11 protein-coding genes are annotated in these 14,475 nt (G+C 47.1%); all 11 read right to left on the reverse strand.

Annotation, left to right across the window (positions count from 1 at the left end; all coding sequences use genetic code 11):
* Positions 1–2: 2 nt before the first annotated feature.
* The 11 genes from spoVE to AB4Z30_RS18030 all read right to left on the reverse strand — a co-directional run bounded on the left by spoVE (position 3) and on the right by AB4Z30_RS18030 (position 14,438).
* A complete protein-coding gene (gene spoVE, locus AB4Z30_RS17980; protein WP_441928777.1) occupies positions 3–1,100 on the reverse strand; it encodes a stage V sporulation protein E in 1,098 nt (365 codons plus the stop codon).
* Between the two features lie 48 nt (positions 1,101–1,148).
* Positions 1,149–2,570, reverse strand: a complete 1,422-nt coding sequence (gene murD / locus AB4Z30_RS17985; RefSeq protein ID WP_441928779.1) for a UDP-N-acetylmuramoyl-L-alanine--D-glutamate ligase — start codon at positions 2,568–2,570, stop codon at positions 1,149–1,151.
* Positions 2,571–2,573: 3 nt separating this feature from the next.
* Positions 2,574–3,542: a phospho-N-acetylmuramoyl-pentapeptide-transferase gene (gene mraY, locus AB4Z30_RS17990; RefSeq protein ID WP_441928781.1), complete on the reverse strand. Its 969-nt coding sequence runs from the start codon at positions 3,540–3,542 to the stop codon at positions 2,574–2,576.
* 21 nt (positions 3,543–3,563) lie between these two features.
* Entirely contained in the window at positions 3,564–4,967 is a 1,404-nt protein-coding gene (locus AB4Z30_RS17995) for a UDP-N-acetylmuramoyl-tripeptide--D-alanyl-D-alanine ligase (RefSeq protein ID WP_441928853.1), read from the reverse strand.
* A complete protein-coding gene (locus AB4Z30_RS18000) occupies positions 4,967–6,454 on the reverse strand; it encodes a UDP-N-acetylmuramoyl-L-alanyl-D-glutamate--2,6-diaminopimelate ligase (RefSeq protein ID WP_441928783.1) in 1,488 nt (495 codons plus the stop codon). Before AB4Z30_RS18000 ends, AB4Z30_RS17995 begins: the two co-directional genes overlap by 1 nt.
* Positions 6,455–6,628: 174 nt before the next feature.
* Positions 6,629–8,584 carry a stage V sporulation protein D gene (locus tag AB4Z30_RS18005; protein WP_441928785.1) on the reverse strand — a complete coding sequence of 652 codons (1,956 nt, stop codon included), beginning with the start codon at positions 8,582–8,584 and terminating at the stop codon, positions 6,629–6,631.
* A gap of 92 nt (positions 8,585–8,676) precedes the next feature.
* Complete coding sequence (locus AB4Z30_RS18010; RefSeq protein ID WP_441928787.1) at positions 8,677–11,025, reverse strand: penicillin-binding transpeptidase domain-containing protein; 2,349 nt, start codon at positions 11,023–11,025, stop codon at positions 8,677–8,679.
* A 12-nt stretch (positions 11,026–11,037) separates the two neighbouring features.
* Positions 11,038–11,463: a hypothetical protein gene (locus AB4Z30_RS18015; protein WP_441928789.1), complete on the reverse strand. Its 426-nt coding sequence runs from the start codon at positions 11,461–11,463 to the stop codon at positions 11,038–11,040.
* Between the two features lie 26 nt (positions 11,464–11,489).
* Positions 11,490–12,440: a 16S rRNA (cytosine(1402)-N(4))-methyltransferase RsmH gene (rsmH, locus tag AB4Z30_RS18020; protein WP_441928791.1), complete on the reverse strand. Its 951-nt coding sequence runs from the start codon at positions 12,438–12,440 to the stop codon at positions 11,490–11,492.
* A gap of 18 nt (positions 12,441–12,458) precedes the next feature.
* A complete protein-coding gene (gene mraZ / locus AB4Z30_RS18025; protein WP_441928793.1) occupies positions 12,459–12,896 on the reverse strand; it encodes a division/cell wall cluster transcriptional repressor MraZ in 438 nt (145 codons plus the stop codon).
* Positions 12,897–13,172: 276 nt separating this feature from the next.
* On the reverse strand, positions 13,173–14,438 hold the full coding sequence (locus AB4Z30_RS18030) for an adenosylhomocysteinase (RefSeq protein ID WP_441928795.1): 1,266 nt from the start codon (positions 14,436–14,438) through the stop codon (positions 13,173–13,175).
* Positions 14,439–14,475 lie beyond the last annotated feature (37 nt).

Consider the following 14,475-nt stretch of genomic DNA (forward strand, 5'->3'; position numbering starts at 1 on the left):
AGTCACCTCGCATAACGGGATAAATTCAATAGTATGCCTAGTGCTGTAAGCATGAGCGTCAGAGATGAACCGCCATAGCTGATCAGAGGCAGCGTAATACCTGTGACAGGCATCAGTCCAATAACTACACCGATATTAATAATGACCTGCACAGCAACCATGCCGATAATCCCCACAGCTAACAGACTGCCAAAGGCGTCTGGAACCGTCATCGCTACACGCATGCCTCTCCACACCAGCACCAGAAACAATAATAAAACAATCATTCCACCAATAAAACCTAGCTCTTCCGCCAAAATACTAAAAATAAAGTCTGTCTGCGGTTCAGGTACATAACTGTACTTTTGCCTGCTCATTCCCAGCCCCAGACCAGCCAGTCCACCCGGACCAATAGCGTAGAGAGACTGAATAATCTGATAACCTGCCCCGAGCGGATCAGACCAAGGATCCAGAAACGCCGTGATTCGCTGCAAGCGATAAGGTGCTGCTGCAATCAATGCTGCAAATCCGGCAACTCCTCCGAGCGCAAGCAGAGCCAAATGTTTCATGCGTGCGCCCGCTGTGAAAATGATGAGCATGGAAGCTCCCATCATTACGGTGCCTGTACCTAAATCCGGCTGCAACATAATTATGCCGAAAGCCAGCCCCATCAGCCCGAGCGGAGGCAATAAACCCGTTGTAAAGGTTTTAATCTTGCCGGGGTCTTTGCTTAGCCAGTGAGCCAAAAACAAAATCATACCCAGTTTCATGAACTCGGAAGGCTGAATACCGAAAGAACCAATCCCCAGCCAGCTGCGTGCACCTCCGCGAACAACACCGATTCCTGGAATTAACACCGCAATAAGCATAATAAAACAGGCAATTAAAGTCGGTTTGGCATACTTACGCCATACTCTGTAGTCTACATTAGCTGTTACAAACATGGCTGCCAGCCCCAGCACGGCGAATAAAAACTGTCTTTTTACAAAATAAAATGAATCGCCATAGTTGCGAAACGCAAGCACCGAGCCTGCGCTATACACCATAATGATGCCGATGGCAAGCAAAGCCATAATACAAATCAGGAGCCAAATATCCGGCGCCGGTCGCGTCTGTTTCATCAGGAGGCCACCCCTTGCATGGAAGTAGGGGCTTTTCCACCCCCCTACTTACAAGTTATGCGCCGCCTCTTTAAAAATGCGTCCCCGTTCTTCATAGGAGGCAAACATGTCCCAGCTTGCACACGCAGGGGATAACAAAACAACATCCCCTGGTTCAGCCAGACTTGCTGCTTTCTGAACGGCAACCGTCAACGTACGGGCAGCGTCCTCCTCATTATCGACGACCTTAATATGCTTTAGTCCCGCAAGCTCTGCGACGTTAGCCATTTTAGCGCGGTTTTCACCAAGGACTACCAGCGCCTTGACTCGTTCCTCGAATACCGGCAGCAGTTCCATCATATCTGAACCCCGGTCCAGTCCGCCAGCAATCAGTACAACAGGTTCCTTGAAGGAATTCAACGCCATTACTGTTGCTTTCGAATTCGTTGCTTTCGAATTGTTGTAGTACACCGAGCCATTGTGCTCCAGAACATACTCCAGTCGATGTTCAACCCCTTTAAAATCGGCGAGCGGTGCAGCCAGCATGGACGGGTCAGCACCAGCTGCGATGGCAATAGCTACCGCAGCTAACGCATTGCCCACATTAAAGCGTCCAGGGATGCCAATGTCCTCTACATCGATAATCATATGTCGATGGCCATTGCCATCTGCGTAGATGACCTGACGTTTCACATCATCCTCTTCGCCGTCGACATAAGGCGGATCTGCATACACACCTGCATCCAGCTTCTCTGTCAACGAGAACGGAATCAATCTAGCCTTGATATATGGAACAAGTTCGCGGCATACCGCATCATCCCAATTGAGGATGGCTACATCATCCGACTGTTGATTGGCAAACAGCTTTGCTTTGGAAGCTACATAGTCCTCCATACCCCCATGATAATCCAGATGGGTCTCCGCCACGTTAAGCAGTGCAGCAATACGCGGACGAAACTCCACTGTGCCTTTGAGCTGGAAGCTACTTAGCTCGACGACCATCCAGTTGTCGGGAGTTGCCTGCTCTGCCGCTTCGCAGAGAGGTGTTCCAATATTACCAGCAACAATAGGATTCAACCCGGCTTGCTCTAGCATATTCCCTACCCATGTTGTCGTCGTCGTTTTACCGTTAGAACCGGTAATGCCAATCATAGGTGCCCCGCAGAGGTGATACGCAACCTCTACCTCAGTCACCACTTCAATGCCTAGCTCAAGAGCTTGCTGCACAGGAGCAGCGTGATAAGGAATACCAGGGTTTTTAACGACCAGTTTCACATCGCTATGAATCAGATCATCCGGATGACCTCCGCATACAACAGAAATTCCCAAAGCCTCCAATTCGGAAGCTTCGGGACACTGTTCTCTGTCTTTTTTATCATTTACGATAACGGCAGCCCCGGCACGATGAAGCACCTTAGCTACCTGTACGCCGCTCTTGGCAAGCCCAAGCACAACAACTTGTTGTCCGCGATACGTTTCTGGATGGTTCATAATTTACAACCCCTTGTTGAGATAAAGTCCAAGAGCGGCCAAAATGGCACCTACCGCCCAAAAGGTGATAACAACCCGCCATTCAGACCAGCCACTAAGTTCAAAGTGATGGTGAATCGGGCTCATTTTGAACACACGTTTACCACGGGTTTTGAAGGATACAACTTGAATCACAACGGACAGGACCTCGATGACAAAAATACCGCCTATGACGAGGAAAAGAAGCTCTGTCTTCGTAACGATGGCAATTGCACCGATGGCCCCACCGATGCCAAGCGACCCGGTATCACCCATAAATACTTTAGCCGGGTGAGCATTGTAGACCAGAAATCCGAGAACAGCTCCAATCATGGCAGCCGCACATACGGCAGCTGGCATCGACGTTGCTTGCATCGCTACAATAGCAAACGCACCAAAAGCAATCGCACTAACACCGGAAAGAAGACCATCCAGTCCATCCGTAAAATTAACTGCATTAGTAATGGCCAGCATCATAAACACAACAAACGGATAATAGAACCATCCCGTCCAGTCAAACGAAACCGAAGTCCCCGGAATGGAAATCGCGGTGCTGTGTCCGTTTTGGATAAGCAAATAACACATAAGGGCACTGAAAAACAGCTGTCCCACCATTTTTTGTCTAGCTGTTAATCCAAGCGAACGTTTAAATACGATTTTGATATAGTCATCTAAAAAACCAATTAGACCAAATCCCAGCGTTGCGACAAGCAGCACATAAAAGTCTGTGTTTTTGACAGCCGAGAATTTGAGAAATGCCAGCGTGAACGCTAGTAAAATAACAATTCCGCCCATCGTGGGTGTTCCGCTTTTTTTCAAATGGCTCTGAGGCCCATCTTCCCTGACCTGTTGTCCAAACTTCATCCGTCGCAAAAGCGGAATCAGCAGCGGTGCGGCAATCACCGCCAAAATAAATGAAACGCCGATTGTTAACAGTAATACCTGAAAATCCATGGGTTCACCCCTCTAGTCTACTCAATTGTGTAATGATGCTGTCTGTAGCGCTTGAGCCACATCCTCCAATTTCATGCCTCGTGAAGCTTTAAACAAGACAACATCTTTCGGATGTAGATTTCCCAGCAAATAGCGGGTCAAATCATCTTTATTCTCAAAAGTATGGACTGCTTCAGCGGCCATATGCTTTTTCGCCCCCTCGGCAATGTGCAGGGATAATGATCCGTATACCAGCACTCTGTCCAACTTGTCAGGGGTAATATACGTCCCAATGTCCTGATGAAGTTGCTTCTCTTCAGGGCCTAACTCCAGCATATCTCCTAGTACAGCCACTTTCATCCGATATCCTTTTAACCCTTCTAACACATCGATCGCAGCCTTCATAGAAGTCGGGCTTGCATTATATGCATCATTCAAAAGAGTCAGTCCACTGACCGCCTGTGTAACCTCAATACGCATACCAGTCAATTTTAACTTGGATAAGCCTGCCGCCATATGTTCAGGTGTAACCCCAAAATGACGTGCTACAGCCATGGCCGCCAGACAGTTAATTACATTGTGCGTACCCAGTAGAGGGAGTGTATAGGCTTTGTCCCCGGACTGATTGGTTGTAAACACCATTCCATTCTGCGCATTCATCATCCCTGTTGGAAAATCGTCATTATCCCTTTGCAGCCCAAACGTAAACCGTTTCATGCCTTCAGGTTGTTTGGTTGCAGACTCTTCAAGCACTTGAGCAATTAAAGGCTCGTCTCCGTTGTATATGAATAATCCGCCAGGTTTCATTCCAGCCGCAATTTCAGCTTTGGCTCTCGCAATTTCGAGTCTTGAGCCGAGCTGAAGCAAGTGTGATTCACCAATGTTGGTAATCACTGCAACATCCGGCTGAGCAATGACAGAGAGATCATGGATCTCGCCACGACCACTCATGCCCATCTCCAAAATGATAATTTCCGTATCTGGAGTCATGCTTAATACCGTTAATGGCAGACCGATATGATTGTTGAAATTGCCCTGCGTTTTATGCACTTTAAATGTGGTCGAGAGAAGCGCGTCCACAATATCCTTTGTCGTTGTTTTACCGTTACTGCCTGTAATGCCAACGACAGATGCCTTGTTCTCAGCAAGATACGCTGATGCAAGCGTCTGTAATGCAACAAGTGTATCGTCCACCAAAATAACCGCTCCCTGCGGTGGGACGCCATGATCCTTTTGCCACATTGCACCCGCAGCACCTTGCTCCAGACAAGCTTGCACAAACTCATGTCCATCAAAACGTTCACCCACCAAGGGGATAAACAAACTTCCTGCCACTGGTTTACGTGAATCGATAAATACCCCTTCGATTACAACTTCGCTATAAACCACAGCGTCACTTAATGTACCGCCACACATGTCGGCGATTTGCGCCAATGTTCGTTTTATCAATTGGATTTGCCCCTTATCGCTTCTTTGGCTATGATCCGGTCATCGAAATCCGTCTTGGTTGTCCCGATAATTTGATAAGTTTCGTGACCTTTGCCCGCAATCAATACTACATCGGCTGGGCTTGCCATTTCAATAGCCTCATAAATCGCCTGTCGCCGATCTACAATCATCGTGTAACGTTCGGATGGAACAGAATCTTCCACCAGACCTTGCTCAATGTCTTCTAAAATCAAATCTGGATTTTCAGTCCGCGGGTTGTCGGAAGTCACTAATACAAAGTCACTATACTTTGCAGCAATTTTGCCCATCAACGGTCGTTTCGTCCGATCCCTGTCCCCGCCGCAACCAAATACACAGATGACACGACCTTCAGCAAACTCTTTGACGGTGCGAAGCACATTCTCCAGCCCATCCGGTGTATGGGCATAATCCACGATAACAGCGAATGCCTGACCTTCATTGACGGCTTCCACTCTGCCATCCACACCTGGAACAGTTTCCAGACTACGTTTGATTTCTTCCAATGGAATACCTTCGACGAGTGTTGCTGAGATGGCTGCCATCGCATTGTACACGTTGAACTTGCCTACCATTCGCAGCTCGATGTCCGTGCTGCCAGCAAACGTATCCACATGGAAAGAGGTTCCCTGAGCTGTAATTGAAATTGAAGACGCACGGACATCGGCGTTTTCTCCCATGCCATATGTAATAACCTCAGCAGCCGTTACGGAAATAAAATAATCCGCAGCCGGGTCATCCGCATTGATCACCGCATACTTCCGTTCAGAAGCATCTTCCGCATAACCGTTACCGAGGCGAGCAAAAAACAACCCCTTAGCTCCGCGATACTCCTCCATAGAATGGTGGTAATCGAGATGATCTTGCGTTAAGTTTGTGAATACTGCCGTACGGAAATCCGTGCCTTTTACCCGGCCTTGTTCCAGTGCGTGTGACGAAACTTCCATCACACAGCAGTCCGTATCGGCCTGAACCATATCATGCAGACTGCGTTGTAAATCAAGCGCTTCAGGCGTTGTACCCGACATCGGATAAGTGCGTCCATCATAACGCATCTGAATGGTGCCGATGAGCCCGGTTTTCTGACCGTAATCACTCATGATTTTTTCAATCAGATACGTCGTTGTTGTTTTGCCGTTGGTGCCCGTTACACCGATCATTTTCATTTTGCGGCTTGGCGAGTCGAAAAAGAAGTCAGACAAAACAGCCATCGCAAAGCGACTGTCTTTAACCATTAACTGTGGCACAGGCAAGTCAAGCTGCCGCTCGACAACGAGAGCCGCTGCACCGGCCTGAACCGCTTTATCTGCATAATCATGTCCATCTACCGTATGCCCCGGAAGACAGATAAACAGATCACCCGGTTTAACCTGCCGGGAATCTGTCTGAAGGTTGTGACATTCTGTATGGGGGTCGCCCACGAGACGAGCGGTAATCAACTTGGATTCAAACTGTTTTAAAAGCACATGAATAACCTCACTTTTTCCAATATACTTCTGTATCAACAGATTATTATTCTAATAATATCGACCATATCACCAAATAATGAAACGCGGTCCCTTAAATTTTGTTGCGGTATGGGACTGAATCTGCGCTTAAACCTTTAATGTATCCTAAATTAAAACCCTTTTTCAACGCCTTCATTCATGTTTCGTGTGATCATGCCCATCATCTTTCAAGACGTTGCCCATATAGATACGTATCGTTGAGCCTTGCTCTACTCTTGCTCCTGGTTTAGGCGCCTGATTAATTACGTATTTGCCACTTCCCGACTTCGCCAGCATAAAATTCATGTTGAGATCCTCATACAGATCCTCCACCGTAGCTCCGGTAAGATCAGGAACCGTCACAATTTTGGTTTCCCCATATTTATACTCTTTGGCGAGCTGGTCCTTACGTACAGGCACATTCATGTAATGGAGCGAATCTTCCAAAATATTTTGTACGATTGGGGCTGCAACGACACCGCCAAACTGAATCCCCTTTGGATTGTCTACAGCGGTGTATACTACGATCTGCGGGTCATCAGCCGGAGCAAATCCGATAAACGAAACGATATGCTCACTCGACGAGTAACGCCCGTTAATAACTTTCTGGGCTGTACCCGTTTTACCTCCAACCCGGTAGCCATCGATAAATGCTGGACGCCCTGTTCCTTTGGCCACGACACTTTCTAGCGCTTCTCGTACTTGTTTGGACGTATCCTCCGAGATGACTTGCCGAACCAGTTCAGGTTCCACTTCTTCCAACACCTCTCCGGTTTCGGGATGCACCCATGCTTTCGTAACATAAGGTTTGTAGAGCTTGCCACCGTTAATCGCAGCCGATACCGCCGCAACTTGCTGAATAGGGGTTACGGATACACCTTGACCAAAAGCGGTTGTAGCAAGTTCAACGGGACCTACGTTGGCTAATTTAAAAAGAATACCGCTTGCCTCTCCACTAAGATCGATTCCTGTTTTTGAACCGAAACCGAAGTTTTTAATGTAGGAGAACAACGACTCTTTGCCAAGCTTCTGTCCCAAAGCAACAAATCCAGGGTTACAGGAATTCTCTACTACCTGAAGGAATGTCTGGCTTCCATGTCCACCTTTTTTCCAACAGCGCAAGCGTGCTCCGCCGACTTCTACGAATCCGGGATCAAAAAATTGATCCTGCTGCAGGTTTACCTTCTTTTCTTGCAACGCAGCAGCCAGTGTAATAATTTTGAAGGTTGAGCCCGGTTCATACGTCATCCAGATGGGCAGGTTGCGGTTATAAATCTCAGACGGGTACTGCTGGTAATCCGCCGGTTCGTAGCCCGGTCTGCTGGACATGCCTAGGATTTCGCCGGTTTTGGGATTCATCGCAATTGCCAGAGCAGAATTGGCTTGAAACTTAACCATAGCTTGGTCTAGCTCCCGTTCCATAATAGACTGAATAGATTTATCAATGGTCAGTTTAAGATTTAGCCCGTCCTTCGGTTCCACATACTTCTCAGATGAGCCCGGCATGAGCCTTCCGGCCGCATCGGACAAGTAGGACACGCTGCCATTCAAACCATTCAGCTTATCGTCATATCTTTTTTCAACACCTGTTAGTCCCTGATTATCAATCCCTGTAAATCCGAGAATGTGAGCAGCAAGATCATCATAGGGATAAAAACGTTTATTATCCTCAGCAACAACGATACCCGGAAGCTTCAAATCACGGATGCGCTGTGCTTTCTCCATCGTAATTTTGCGGCCACCGGGCTGTAGGCGTACGATCAATTCTCGTTTCTTGATGGTTGCCAGCACTGTCTTTTCGGTCATACCTAGCAACGGTGCCAACGCCTTGGCCGTTGTCTCCGCTTCTTTGACTTGAGCTGGGATGGCCATAATCGTAGGTGTTGTCACATTATAGGCTAGAGATGTTCCGTTTCGATCGAGGATCTCTCCCCTTTTGGCCGTGTACGGAATGTTACGACGCCAGGATTCCTCGGCTTTGGCCGATAACTCCGGCCCTTTCCCCAACTGTACATAGGCAAGCCTGATAACCAGGGCCGAAAATAACATAACCAGAATGAATAAACTCCATAGCAATCTGCGGCGCAGATTTACACTTGATCCCTTCACGAAAAGATCCCCCCACTCGTCCCAAAATCATGAACTGTCTCCTTCATGAATATTCAGGACAACCGGGGGTTAGAACAAGCTGTCTATGAAGCTTATGGTAGAGTGGCCCCTTCAGTCGCTGCTTCATCAGATGTTTCGCTTTGACTTGCCTGCTTGTTGGACTGACTCTGATTAGGGGTATTTCCTGACGGATCATCCCCAGCCGCTTTATCCTCATCACCTGTTTGCGTATCCTTGTCTTGGCTTTTCGCATTTGGATCAGACGAATCCGGCGCTTCATCAGCGATGCCGGTAACTGCAGCCTTCGCTGTTTGTAATGTCAGCTGCACCGTTCGTTGCTCACCCGACACCTGCTCCTTCTGTTTCACGACGTAACCCTCACCCTTGACAGTCACACCTACCTTCATCAGTGAGAGGACTTCTAACGCATCACGAAGGGATTCCCCCGTCAGATCTGGAATTTTCATTTTGCTGCTCTCTTCCGTCAGCAAGTAGATTCGTTGACCTGGATTCATCGAGGCACCCGCTTGTGGATACTGCCGAATCACATTTTCACCCTGACCAAGCGTAACATAAGCAATACCTGAGTTGAGAAGCTGACTCCTAGCCTGTTTGGCTGTTTTACCGCTTAAGTCTGGAGCTTTGGCCTGCACAACAACAGTTTCTTTTGACTTTTTGTTTGTCGATTTTGCCGTGTCTTTTGGGATGCCCATATATTGCAGCGTTTGGCTCACAACCTTTTTGAATACCGGAGCCGCTGCAGTCCCTCCCCCAATGTTTGTACCATCCGGCTGGTCAATAACAATCAGCATAGCAATCTTCGGATTGTTGACCGGTGCAAACCCGATAAACGACACGACATCTTTGCTTTTGCTGTATTGACCGTTAATTACCTTTCTTGCTGTTCCTGTCTTGCCTGCAACTCGATATCCCTCGATATAGGCATTACGTCCTGTGCCTATCGTCTGATCAGCTACGACCTGTTCCAAATACCCGCTAACCAGCTTGGCTGAATCTTGCGAAATCACTTGACGAATCACTTTCGGTTTGACCACCTCTGTTGAACCGTCATTCGGATTAATAATCTCTTTTACGAGATGGGGCTGAAGCAATTTGCCTCCATTAGCAATCGCTGAGATCGCAGATAATTGCTGGATTGGCGTCACCTGTACGAGACCATGGCCATATGCTGCGGTAGCAATCTCGGATTTGAACACCAAAGGTTTAATTGGCGATGCAGCTTCACTTGGCAGATCGATGCCTGTCTTTTTACCAAAACCAAACTGATCGATGTAGTGACGCAGCCGCTCTCCCCCTAGCATACTGTACCCGAGATTAACAAAGGCAATGTTACTGGAGCGTTTCACACCTTCAAGATAGGAGATTCGTCCATATGAATGACCATTATCACCAATGGTGAAACCACCGATGCGTGTTGGCTTGGATTCAAACGTAGCGTTCGGATCAAACAGTTTTTCCTGCACGGCTCCCGCAAGCGTCACAATTTTGAACGTAGAACCTGGTTCGTAGATCGACTGCGTCGCATGGTTGATGAAGTTTTTCTGATCCGGCGTGCTCGCATACGTATTCGGATTAAATGTCGGCCAGTTTGCCATCCCCAAAATCTCCATCGTGTTAGGGTCAGCCGCAATGACGGTCATACTCAGAGGGTTATATTTCGCAACCGTCTCTTTCATTGCACTCTCAATATAAAACTGGATGGTATCATCAATCGTCAGCTTTAGGTTTTTACCATTTTTCGGCGGCAGGTAGTTATCCTGTGAGTTTGGAAGCTTGACGCCCTTGGCATCCTTCTGGTAGTTCAAGAAACCGTCTGTACCTGTCAACACATCATCATATGACACTTCGAGCCCATTGACAGCTTTGCCATCACGACTCATATAACCCAGCACATGAGAGGCCAGCGACTCTTCCGGATAAAAACGTTTGGACTCTTGTGTCATGACGATAGCATTGCCCGCCTTATATTGATCCTGTAGCTCTTTACGCAATGCTTTGACTTTTTCTGCAAGCTCAGGACTAATCTTGTACCCTTCGCTACGCACTTCACGTTGTTGAAAAAAATCCCCGTCTTTATTCTTTGCTGTAACAAGAGCACGCATCTCACTCTCATTTTTCTTGAGCAGTGCGGACAATTTTGTCGTCACCTCATCCTCAATCCCTAACTGATTGATCAGGAGCGGGTTAACCGAAACGGTATAAGCCGGTGAATCGGTTGCAAGCACATTCCCATTTCGATCTGTAATCGTTCCGCGAGCAGCCTTAATCGTCTGTTCTCTTTCGATAAGACCAGCTGCACGTTTTTGCCATTTGTCCCCATTGACCACCTGAATAAAAAATATACGGGTTACGAGTACAAGAAAAAAGAGGGTAATGAATCCCCCTATTAGCAATGTACGCATTTTTATTCTTTTTACCATCGAAACACCTCTTTACTTACTACTGGTCGTATTCGAGGATGATTCAGTACCTGTTGATGTATTCGTTGTTGAGCGTGGTACAAAAATAACATCCTTACCGGAAGCCTCAACGTAACCCAGCCTTTTTGCATTTTCGACAACCTGATTGTTCAATGTTTCTCTCTCCACCTGCAAATCGGCAATGGTCTTCTCAGCCTTTTTAGTTTCCACAATTGTAGACTGCGCCTGTTTGTTCAGTTCATAAATATGAGCGTAACGAGACATGAGCGCACCACCAACAATAATGACCGCAAAGAGTGTGATCAGGTATAATAACTTTTCGCTAGCTGGCAGACCTGTGCGACGTGTCACTACTTTGGTTGTTTCCTTGTACCTCTGCTGCGTTACACGTTCCTGAGCTTTTTCTTTAACTGCTAGATTGCCGCGTGTATATGCCATTCGAGAGCCCCTCCTCCACTTTTGTTCTACAATTTCTCAGCTACACGCAGCTTGGCTGATCGTGCACGAGAGTTCTCGGTAAGTTCCGCTTCTGTTGGAATCAGCGGTTTTCGGTTGACGAGACGCAAAGTCCCTTTACCACCGCATACACATAACGGAAAGTCAGGTGGACATGTACATTTTTCAAGATAGCTGCTGAGGATCTGTTTACATATCCGGTCCTCAAGGGAGTGGAAGGTAATAACAGATACGCGCCCCCCTGGTGCTAAACAACGAACAGCTTGATGAAGTCCTTCTTCGAAAGCACCCAGTTCATCATTCACAGCAATACGCAGCGCCTGAAAACTTCTTTTCGCAGGATGTCCACCAGTACGGCGGGCTGCTGCAGGGATACCTTCTTTGATCAATTCCACAAGTTCGCCTGTCGTTTCAATCTCAAACTTACTACGTTTATCCACAATGACACGAGCAATCCGTCTGGAAAACTTCTCTTCACCGTAGCGATAGAGAATCCGAGCAATCTCTGCTTCCGGCCACTCATTCACAATCTCTTTGGCTGTTAAAAGCGCATCCTGATCCATACGCATATCTAATGGTGCATCGTGATTGTAACTGAACCCACGTTCTCCTTCGTCGAACTGTGGTGATGACACACCAAGGTCATACAGAATTCCGTCAACCTGTGGTACACCATCCTTCATAGGAACATCAAGATCTTTGAGAACTTGTTCCAAATCCCTAAAATTGGTTTTCACCAATGTAACCTGGTTTTCATAAGCAGCCAGCTTCTCGCGTGCATTGTCCAAAGCCCAATCATCCTGATCAAGTGCGATCAAACGTCCCCCCGGACCAAGCTTGGATGCAATTACGGAACTGTGTCCCGCCCCTCCTAAAGTGCAGTCCACGTATATACCGTCCTGCTTGATGTTTAGTCCCTCGGTTGCCTCTTCTTTGAGTACGGTGATGTGGTGAAACAACCTGCACCCCTCCTTACTTTATAAGTCAAAATTAAAATCGACCAGCTTTTCGGCAATGTCGTTGAATGCTTCTTCGGATTGATTGTAATAACTTTCCCATATGCCTTTGCTCCAAATCTCCACCCGGTTCGACACGCCAAGAACAACACAGTCCTTGTCCAATTTGGCATACTCTCTCAAGTTGCCCGGCAGATTTACCCTGCCCTGTTTATCCAGTTCACATTCAGTTGCACCCGAGAAAAAAAACCGGGTAAATGCACGTGCATCGGATTTCATCAGCGGCAGTGCTTTGAGCTTCTGTTCCATGACCCCCCACTCCTCTATGGGGTACACGAAAAGACACTGATCCAAACCTCGTGTGACAACGAAAGAGGCTCCTAGAGATTCGCGGAATTTAGCCGGAATAATGACCCGACCTTTATCATCAATGCTATGTTGAAACTCGCCCATAAACATTGTCTCGCTCACTCCTCACCCAATTCCCCCACTTTGCCCCACTTTCCACCACCTAAGCATAATAGATTCGGTTAAAAAAATCAAAACCCTTCTTGACATTTCTACTTTTTTATTTGATTTCATCCAAAAAAAACGTCTCTGATCCTGTCATTCAGGATCAGAGACGTTTCCCGGTTACGGGCGATCGTATGTGCACCCGTACATGAGCCATATCATCAATACACCATTTTACTTCTTTCGAAACAGTTTATCAGCTTGTAATTATTGGATGAACCTTTAGAATTTCCAACTATCGAGATACTTTACTTGCTCAGCGGACAAAGAATCAATGGCAATATTCAGACTCTCGAGCTTGTAACTCGCCACTTGCTGGTCAATTTCGTAAGGAACATTAACTACGTTTTTACCAAGAGATTCATAGTTTTCACTCACATAACGCAGCCCAAGTGCTTGTAGAGCAAACGTAGTGTCCATAATCTCGGCCGGATGCCCGTCAGCAGCTCCCAGATTTACCAAGCGACCTTCCGCAAGAAGATACATTTTACGTCCATCTTTGAAACGATACTCCTCAATATTGCGACGAACCGTACGAATCGATTCGGAGCGTTTGGCAAGCTCCGGTTTGTTGACCTCAACGTCGAAGTGACCTGCATTACTCAGAATAGCTCCGTCTTTCATAACATCGTAATGTTCACCTGTAATAACGTCCTTATTGCCAGTTACCGCAATAAAGAAATCACCCAACTTCGCTGCTTCCAGCATCGTCATAACCCGGAAACCATCCATATGTGCTTCCACGGCTTTGATCGGGTCAATTTCAGTTACAATGACGTTGGCCCCCAAACCTTTTGCACGCATGGCAACGCCCTTACCGCACCAACCATAACCGGCAACTACGACATTTTTGCCCGCAACCACCAAGTTTGTTGTCCGAATGATGCCATCAAAAGCGGATTGGCCAGTGCCGTAACGGTTATCAAACAGGTATTTGCAATATGCGTCATTTACCGCAACCATCGGAAATTTCAGTTGTCCTTCTTTCGCCAATGCTTTCAAACGAATAATACCTGTTGTCGTTTCTTCTGCGCCTCCGCGAATCGTAGCTGCAAGGTCAGGACGTTCAGAAGCAATAATTGTAGCGAAATCTCCGCCATCATCAATGATCAAATCAGGCTTTACTTCAAGAGCGCGAAGCTGTAGTGCTTTGAACTCAGCTGGCTCTGGATTATATTTAGCATAAACCGTAACACCGTCTTCTACCAAAGCGGCACATACATCATCTTGAGTGGACAACGGGTTACTGTGCGTGATCGTCACTTCAGCCCCACCAGCCTGGATGACTTTTGCCAGATATGCTGTCTTAGCTTCCAAGTGAAGACAAATCGATACTTTCAGACCTTTAAAAGGCTGATCCTGCTCAAATTGACGACGAATCCGGTTTAACACCGGCATATGAGCTTCGACCCAATCAATTTTCAGATGGCCTTCAGAAGCAAGTCCCATGTCTTTAACGATGCTGTTTTGCAGTGCAGATGTGCTCACTTTATCTCCCCCTCTACTGTGTTTCTTCTATTATAAA

It is taken from the genome of Paenibacillus sp. 2TAF8, from assembly GCF_052114825.1.
In the GTDB taxonomy this organism is placed as follows: Bacteria; Bacillota; Bacilli; order Paenibacillales; family Paenibacillaceae; genus Paenibacillus.

What these genes read in the sequence shown, in the direction of transcription:
- AB4Z30_RS18010 (WP_441928787.1), bottom strand. Translation starts at nt 11,025, where the DNA reads ATGGTAAAAAGAATAAAAATGCGTACATTGCTAATAGGGGGATTCATT.
- AB4Z30_RS18015 (WP_441928789.1), bottom strand. Translation starts at nt 11,463, where the DNA reads ATGGCATATACACGCGGCAATCTAGCAGTTAAAGAAAAAGCTCAGGAA.
- spoVE (WP_441928777.1), bottom strand. Translation starts at nt 1,100, where the DNA reads ATGAAACAGACGCGACCGGCGCCGGATATTTGGCTCCTGATTTGTATT.
- mraY (WP_441928781.1), bottom strand. Translation starts at nt 3,542, where the DNA reads ATGGATTTTCAGGTATTACTGTTAACAATCGGCGTTTCATTTATTTTG.
- mraZ (WP_441928793.1), bottom strand. Translation starts at nt 12,896, where the DNA reads ATGTTTATGGGCGAGTTTCAACATAGCATTGATGATAAAGGTCGGGTC.
- murD (WP_441928779.1), bottom strand. Translation starts at nt 2,570, where the DNA reads ATGAACCATCCAGAAACGTATCGCGGACAACAAGTTGTTGTGCTTGGG.